Source organism: Sphingomonas rhamnosi, assembly GCF_036663615.1.
GTDB lineage: Bacteria > Pseudomonadota > Alphaproteobacteria > Sphingomonadales > Sphingomonadaceae > Sphingomonas.
Genome location: NZ_JAXOJJ010000013.1, coordinates 22,176 through 28,957 on the forward strand (window position 1 = coordinate 22,176; position 6,782 = coordinate 28,957).

Here is a 6,782-nt window from a genome sequence, read left to right on the forward strand (position 1 = left end):
GATCTTCTTCGCCCAGGGGGAGATCGCACGCGACCTACCCCCGCCCCAGCATATGCTCGACGAACGCGCCTAGCGTCTTAAAGCCCTGCAGCCGCATGCCGCTCTTTTCGTCGGTCATAGAGGCGGGCACCATCGCGCGTTCGAAGCCGAGTTTGCTCGCCTCCTTCAACCGCAACGGGCCGTGCGCGACCGGGCGGATTTCCCCGGACAGCGCGACTTCGCCGAACGCGACCGCATCGACCGGTACCGGGCGCTCGGCCATCGCCGAGATCAGCGCCGCCGCGACTGCGAGGTCGGCGGCGGGATCCTGCACGCGGTAGCCGCCCGCGATGTTCAGATAGACTTCGGCCGACGAGAAGCTGAGCCCGCACCGCGCCTCAAGCACCGCGAGGATCATCGCGAGGCGCCCCGAATCCCAGCCGACCACCGCACGCCGCGGCGTCGCACCGCTCGCCAGCCGCACGGTCAGCGCCTGGATCTCGACCAGCACCGGCCGCGTACCCTCGAGCGCCGGGAACACCGTCGCCCCGGTCATCGCGTCGTCGCGGTTTGTCAGGAAAAGCGACGACGGGTTGCCGACTTCGGCCAGCCCCTCGGTCTGCATCGAGAACACGCCGATCTCATCGGTGCCGCCGAAGCGGTTCTTGATCGCGCGGAGGATGCGATACTGGTGACTGCGCTCGCCTTCGAAGCTCAGCACGGTATCGACCATGTGTTCGAGAACGCGCGGGCCGGCGATCGAGCCGTCCTTGGTGACGTGGCCGACCAGCACGACGGCGGTACCGCGTTCCTTGGCGAAGCGGATCAATTCCTGCGCCGAGGCGCGGACCTGGCTGACCGTGCCGGGCGCGCCCTCGATCAGGTCGGAGTGCATCGTCTGGATCGAATCGATCACGAGAAGCGCGGGGGGCCGAGTCTGCAGCGTCGTCAGGATGTCGCGGGTGGAGGTCGCGGCGGCGAGCTGGACGGGGGCGTTGCCGAGCCCTAGCCGACGTGCGCGCAGGCGGACCTGATCGGCGGCTTCCTCGCCCGAGACATAGGCCACCGACTGGCCGGCGAGCGCCATCTTGGCGGCAGCCTGGAGCAGCAGCGTGGATTTACCGATTCCGGGGTCGCCGCCGATCAGCGTCGCCGAGCCTTCCACGAACCCACCGCCCAGCGCGCGGTCGAGTTCCGCGATGCCGGTCGCCATGCGATCGGGCAGCTTGATCTCGGCGTCGAGCCCGACCAGCTGGATCGCGCGGCCGCCGGTCTGCAGGTTGTGCTTCGAATGGAATGGGGTGGCGGCGGTGTTCGCCTCTTCGACCAGCGTGTTCCATTCCGCACAGTCGGCGCATTGGCCGGCCCAGCGCGAGGAAACCGAGCCGCAGGCTTGGCAGACATATCGTTTTTGCGGTTTCGCCATGCGAAGCGATGTAGCAAGTCCGGAACGATTAGGGAACATGCGGCGGGACAGGTGCGAGTCACCCGCGCTCCATTCCAACCTCCGTCATCCCCGCGAAGGCGGGGATCCATACCCTCGGACCGCGTGGCTATACCGCGACGTCAGCCAGTCTGGATTCCCGCCTGCGCGGGAATGACGGAATTAGGGGGAGGCGCCCGCGCTTCAACCGGTCACCGATAGGCGGTGATCTTGCCCTTTTGATCGAGCGTGTAGAGCGTCGAGTTCGCGACGATCGGGGGCAGCGTGAACGGCGTCTTGGTTTCGACCGTCGACGCGACGGCGCCGTCGCCCGGGTTCACGTACACGATCTCGCCACGCGAATTGGTCAGGATCAGGTGGTTGCCCGCGAGCACCGGGCCGAACCAGGTCACCGCGTTGCTGCGCTTCTTCTCGTTCTGGAACCGCTTGAGCTGCGCGATCCAGCGGGCCTTGCCGCTGGTGCGCGACAGGCAGACGAGGCGCGCGTCGTCGGTGATCACGAACAGCCATTCGCCCGCGATCCACGGCGTCGAGATGCCCGCGAAATTCTGCTCCCACAGGCGCTGGCCGGTCGACAGGTCGAGCGCGACCATGCGGCCACCCTGCCCGACCGCGTAGACGCGGCCATTGTCGATCACCGGCGCGGCGTCGATGTCCGACAGGCTCGACACCGAGGTCGTCACCGAGGTGCGCGACAGTGCATCCTGCCACAGGATACGGCCATTCTCGTAGCGATAGGCGCTGAGTTCGCCGCTCGAGAAGCCGGCGACGACGGTGCCTTGGCTGACCGCGGGCGCCGCGACGCCGAACACGCCCTGCGTCTCAAGCGTCCCCGACTGGACCCACTGGACCTTGCCGTCGGCCTGATCGAGCGAGAAGATCTGGTTGTCCTGCGTGAGGACGTACACCGAGCCGTTGGCGACGGTCGGCGAGCCGCGCAGCGGGCCGCCCGGCTTAACGCGCCACAGCTGCTTGCCGTCCGCGGCGTTGAGCGCGACGACGTCGCCGACGCCGTCGGTCGCATAGACCTTGCCGTCGTCATAGCTGACGCCGCCGCCGAAGCGCGCGCTGGCGTTGAGCTTGCCCTCGGTCAGCGGCGCCGTCCACAGCGGCGCGCCGGTGTCGGCGGCATAGGCGTGGACGACCGCCGCAACGTCGGTCACGAACAGCTTGTTCTCGGCCACGACCGGGGCGGCGGCGAGCCGCTGGCGGTTCGATCCGCCGTCGATCCCGGCCTGCCACACGCGCGTCGGCGCGTTGCCGAGCGCGAGTTGGCCGAGCGAATGCGCGGGATTGCCGCCGGGCTCCGCCCAGGAGTCGTTCGGCGCGGCGGCGGGCAGCAGGACCTGGACGTCGGCGATGGTCTTGTCGGTCTCGACTTCGTTTTCCGAAACCAGGATCGACACGCGCTCGCCGACGGTCGGGGTCTTCTTGGGGCCACCCTTGAATACGCCACACCCGCCCAAAGCCAGAAGCGCGGCCACCGCGACGCTTACCCGATAGGAATTCTTCATTTCGTATCCTCGGTAGGGGTCGCGTTCGGCGCGGCATCGACGCCCAGTACGCCCGCCATCTGAACCGCACGTTGACGGATCGTTTCGGGCACGCCCGGATCGCGTGCGATCTGGCCGAACAACGTACCCGCCTGGGGCCGCTGGTTCAGGCGGAGATAGGCGACGCCGACCATCTCGCCCGCGCTGCCGAGCCAGGCGCCACCGGGAACCGCGAGCGGCCGCAGCCGCTCCACCACGACCTGCGGCTTCAGCGTGTCGTATTCGGCTGCAGTCTGGCGGATCAGCGCAAGATCGCGGAACGGCTTGGCGAGCGACGCATCCGCGGCGACCGTCGCGAACTTGGCGGCGGCGCCCTTCAGGTCGTTCTTCTGGAGCAGGATATCGGCTTGCGTGAACTGCGCGAGCGCGCGGTAGCCGTCGCGGTTCGATCCGGCGAGTTCGGCCAGCGATTTCGACGCAGCGAGCACGTTGTTGGCGCCCAGCGAATCATAGGCGGCCTGGAGCTGTTCGCCCTCGACCCCTGCAGCTTCGGCCTGGCGGTGCTGCCAGTAGAGGAAGCCGGCAAGTGCTGCGAGCGCGGCGAAGACCGCTACCGCGACCCAGAGACCCCATTTGGTCCAGAACCCGGCGAGCTGGTCGCGACGCAGTTCCTCGTCGACCTCGCGCAGGAATGCTTCATCGGTTTTCGGCGGCAGGGCCAAGTGGAACTCCGGATCTGGTAAGGGAAGCGCGGACCTTAGTCGCGCGGCCTGCGAAACGAAAGGCGGATCAGTCCTTGGGTGCGTAGGTCTGGTCGGGCGTCGGGAAAGCGCGGCTGCGTACCTCGCCCGCATAGTCGGCGACCGCGGCGGAAATACGGCCGGCCAGGTCGTCATAGCGCTTCACGAACCGCGCGGTGCGATCAAACAGGCCGAGCATGTCCTCTGTCACCAGCACCTGCCCGTCGCACTGCGCCGACGCGCCGATACCGATCACCGGGCACGACACTTCGGCGGTGATGGTGCGGGCGAGCGGTTCGAGCACGCCCTCGACGACGATCGCGAACGCGCCGGCTTCCGCCACCGCGCGGGCGTCGCCGACGATCTTGGCGTGTTCGGCATTGGTCCGACCGCGCGCGCCATAGCCTCCCAGCACGTTCACGGCCTGCGGGGTGAGGCCGATATGCGCCATCACGGGAATGCCACGCTGCGTGAGGAACGCGATCGTCGGGGCCATGGCCGCGCCGCCCTCCAACTTCACCGCCGCCGCGCCGGTTTCGGCCATGATCCGCGACGCGGAGGCGAAGGCGGCCTCCGGGCTCGCCTCATAGCTGCCGAACGGCATGTCGATGACGACGACGCTGTGATAGCTGCCGCGCACCACCGCGGCGCCGTGCGCGCACATCATGTCGAGCGTGACCGCCAGCGTCGATGGCAAGCCGTAGATCACCTGCCCCAGGCTGTCGCCGACCAGCAGCAGGTCGCAGTGCGTGTCGAGCAGCTGCGCCATCCGCGCGGTGTAGGCGGTGAGCATCACCAGCGGCTCGCCCCCCTTGCAGCGCTGGATCGCGGGCACGGTGAGGCGCTTGAGCGGCGTGGGCGTCGGGTTGGCGCGACTCGTCGCGGTGTCGAGCTGGTAGGTCGTGGACATGGCGGCGGGTCTTAGCGCGTGGGGGCCGCGGGGTACAACTCACACCCCTCCGTTACGCCCCCCTCGCCGTCATGCCAGCGCAGGCTGGCATCTCCCGGTTCGGGCCACGGCGCCTGCCCCACGGAGACCCCAGCCTTCGCTGGGGTGACGGTCGGGGGCAGGCAATGCAGGACTCACCCGACCGTCACGCCCTTCCAGAACGCGTAGCGCCCCTTGATCTCGGCGGCCTTCGCTTTCGGGTCTGGATAGTACCAGACCGCATCGACGTTGCGCTTCCCGTCGACGACCAGCGTCTTGTAGCTGGCGTCGCCCTTCCACGGGCAATGCGTCTTCGTCGCGCTGTCTTCGAGCAATGCCGGATCGATGCTGTCGGCGGGGAAATAGTGGTTGCGCTCGACGACGACGGTGTCGTCGGAGCGGGCGATCTCGGTGCCGTTCCAGGTGGCAACGGGCATGCGACTCTCCTTAGCCTTTGAACTCCGCCTCATAGCGCTCGGGCTTGAAGCCGACCAGCAGCGCGTCGCCGGTGTCGAGCACCGGGCGCTTGATCATCGACGGCTGCGCCAGCATCAGCGCGGTGGCCTTGGCCGCGTCGAGATCGGCACGATCCGCCTCGGGCAGTTTACGGAACGTCGTTCCCGCGCGGTTGAGCAGCACCTCCCAACCGACGCGGCCGATCCAGTCGTCGAGCCGCGCCGCGTCGATTCCCAATACCTTGTAATCGTGGAATGCGTACGCGACACCGTGCGCGTCGAGCCAGGCGCGGGCCTTCTTCATCGTGTCGCAGTTGCGGATGCCGTAGAGGGTTGGGGTCATCTCGGGGCCGGCGGCGTGATCGCGGCGCGCGATCGAACGGGTCGGAAGTTGAGGAAGTTCACGCTACGTACCCCCCGACCTGCTGTTTCCGCGGGGCGTTTGGGACGTATGAGACGACGAGGAAGGCGCAACCGAGCATCGTGCGATGGTGTCATACGCCATACGTGTAGGACAGCCGAAAATGGCGGCTTTCGCCCACACCCGGACGTTCAGACCGGTTATCCGGGCGCCCGATAGCGGCCATTCATTAAGCGCGATCTTTCCCGTTTCTCCGTCTCCGCCCAGCCATTTCGGGAAAGAGCAATCGAGAACACGTTTCGGGAAAGGGCGGTCCCCGGCGGCTCCCGGCGCAATCGTTCAGGCGGCTGTCCAGCTATGGATTCATTTGCGGGAAATAAAGGTAACGCCAAATTCAGGATAGCCCCGCCGCTCGCCGGTCAGCAAGCGCCTCTTTGAGCTTGTTATGACGCTCCTCTACGCAAGCTGCCAGACGCTGGCTAATATCCGCGTTCATGCTATTTCGCGAAATTTTGTCGCGGGAGGCTGAGAGCACCGCCCTGAACTCACCCTCGAACTTTAGAAAGCACGTCACCATTGCGTCGCAACCGATCTGGTCGATGTCGCGGTCGCCGGTCGATTTCTTGGTAACGCAGCGTGTCGCGCCACCCTTGGTCTTCAACGAGCCGCGCCAGTTCCGGAGTTTTCTGCCGATAACGATGATCTCGTCTTGAATTGTTGGTGCGGCGGTCGAAGCGGCCGAGACGCCGGTTTGTGCAATCGCAAGCAGCGCGATGATGGTGAACATGGAGGTTCCCCCAGATTTTACGCGATATTGCTGTCCAGAGCATGGAACGCAAGAGCCACAACCGAGCGTTGTTCCACCGTTGGTGCGCATCGTTCGTGCGGCCGACTATGGATCTACCTTCCCGTCATTCCATCCTTTTCGGAAAAGGCGGCGGGCGCTAAATGTCCGCTTTACGTAGCTCCCTCCCGTAAGCCGCCTGTCCGCAGTCCACCACTTTGCGACATTCGCGGCGATCGGCGCGGCCTCGGTCGTTGCAAGGCCGACGTTCTGGTCCGGCACGGGAATCTTCCGGTCGGCAGTCGTCCACTTGCGGACATCACGCGTTCGCGCCAGGCTTCCGCAATGACCAGTTCTGACGCTTCCGCTCTGCCCACTCCGCTGTGTTTCCGCCGGTGCCGAACGGATGATCGCAACGAGATGCTGGCCATCATCAACGCGGCAGCAGAGGCTTACCGTGGTGTGATACCGCCGGACAGATTGAGCTGCCCCCTTCTGAGTGGTCCATCGACTATAAGGGTCTGGATCAAGGAAGGGACGACGAATGCCTGCGAAGAAGCACAAGCCCGAGGAGATCATCGGGAAGCTGCGTGAAGTT

7 protein-coding genes are annotated in these 6,782 nt (G+C 66.4%); all 7 read right to left on the reverse strand.

Annotated features, from left to right (window positions below):
• Window positions 1-34 precede the first annotated feature (34 nt).
• The gene (radA, locus tag U1701_RS17770) at window positions 35-1,405 is read right to left on the reverse strand and encodes a DNA repair protein RadA (RefSeq protein ID WP_332783912.1); all 1,371 of its coding nucleotides are present in this window, start codon (window positions 1,403-1,405) and stop codon (window positions 35-37) included.
• Window positions 1,406-1,614: 209 nt separating this feature from the next.
• Window positions 1,615-2,937: a PQQ-binding-like beta-propeller repeat protein gene (locus U1701_RS17775; protein WP_332783913.1), complete on the reverse strand. Its 1,323-nt coding sequence runs from the start codon at window positions 2,935-2,937 to the stop codon at window positions 1,615-1,617.
• Entirely contained in the window at window positions 2,934-3,638 is a 705-nt protein-coding gene (locus tag U1701_RS17780) for a tetratricopeptide repeat protein (protein ID WP_332783914.1), read from the reverse strand. The genes U1701_RS17775 and U1701_RS17780 overlap by 4 nt, the downstream gene beginning before the upstream one ends.
• A gap of 67 nt (window positions 3,639-3,705) precedes the next feature.
• On the reverse strand, window positions 3,706-4,566 hold the full coding sequence (gene panB, locus U1701_RS17785; RefSeq protein WP_332783915.1) for a 3-methyl-2-oxobutanoate hydroxymethyltransferase: 861 nt from the start codon (window positions 4,564-4,566) through the stop codon (window positions 3,706-3,708).
• A 173-nt stretch (window positions 4,567-4,739) separates the two neighbouring features.
• The gene (locus U1701_RS17790) at window positions 4,740-5,021 is read right to left on the reverse strand and encodes a DUF427 domain-containing protein (protein WP_332783916.1); all 282 of its coding nucleotides are present in this window, start codon (window positions 5,019-5,021) and stop codon (window positions 4,740-4,742) included.
• Between the two features lie 10 nt (window positions 5,022-5,031).
• Window positions 5,032-5,382 carry an ArsC family reductase gene (locus U1701_RS17795; protein ID WP_332783917.1) on the reverse strand — a complete coding sequence of 117 codons (351 nt, stop codon included), beginning with the start codon at window positions 5,380-5,382 and terminating at the stop codon, window positions 5,032-5,034.
• A gap of 412 nt (window positions 5,383-5,794) precedes the next feature.
• Window positions 5,795-6,187: a hypothetical protein gene (locus U1701_RS17800; RefSeq protein WP_332783918.1), complete on the reverse strand. Its 393-nt coding sequence runs from the start codon at window positions 6,185-6,187 to the stop codon at window positions 5,795-5,797.
• Window positions 6,188-6,782: the final 595 nt, after the last annotated feature.

Excerpts from the sequence above, each read along its gene's own strand:
- radA (WP_332783912.1), bottom strand. The coding sequence starts at position 1,405 with ATGGCGAAACCGCAAAAACGATATGTCTGCCAAGCCTGCGGCTCGGTT.
- U1701_RS17775 (WP_332783913.1), bottom strand. The coding sequence starts at position 2,937 with ATGAAGAATTCCTATCGGGTAAGCGTCGCGGTGGCCGCGCTTCTGGCT.
- panB (WP_332783915.1), bottom strand. The coding sequence starts at position 4,566 with ATGTCCACGACCTACCAGCTCGACACCGCGACGAGTCGCGCCAACCCG.
- U1701_RS17790 (WP_332783916.1), bottom strand. The coding sequence starts at position 5,021 with ATGCCCGTTGCCACCTGGAACGGCACCGAGATCGCCCGCTCCGACGAC.
- U1701_RS17795 (WP_332783917.1), bottom strand. The coding sequence starts at position 5,382 with ATGACCCCAACCCTCTACGGCATCCGCAACTGCGACACGATGAAGAAG.
- U1701_RS17800 (WP_332783918.1), bottom strand. The coding sequence starts at position 6,187 with ATGTTCACCATCATCGCGCTGCTTGCGATTGCACAAACCGGCGTCTCG.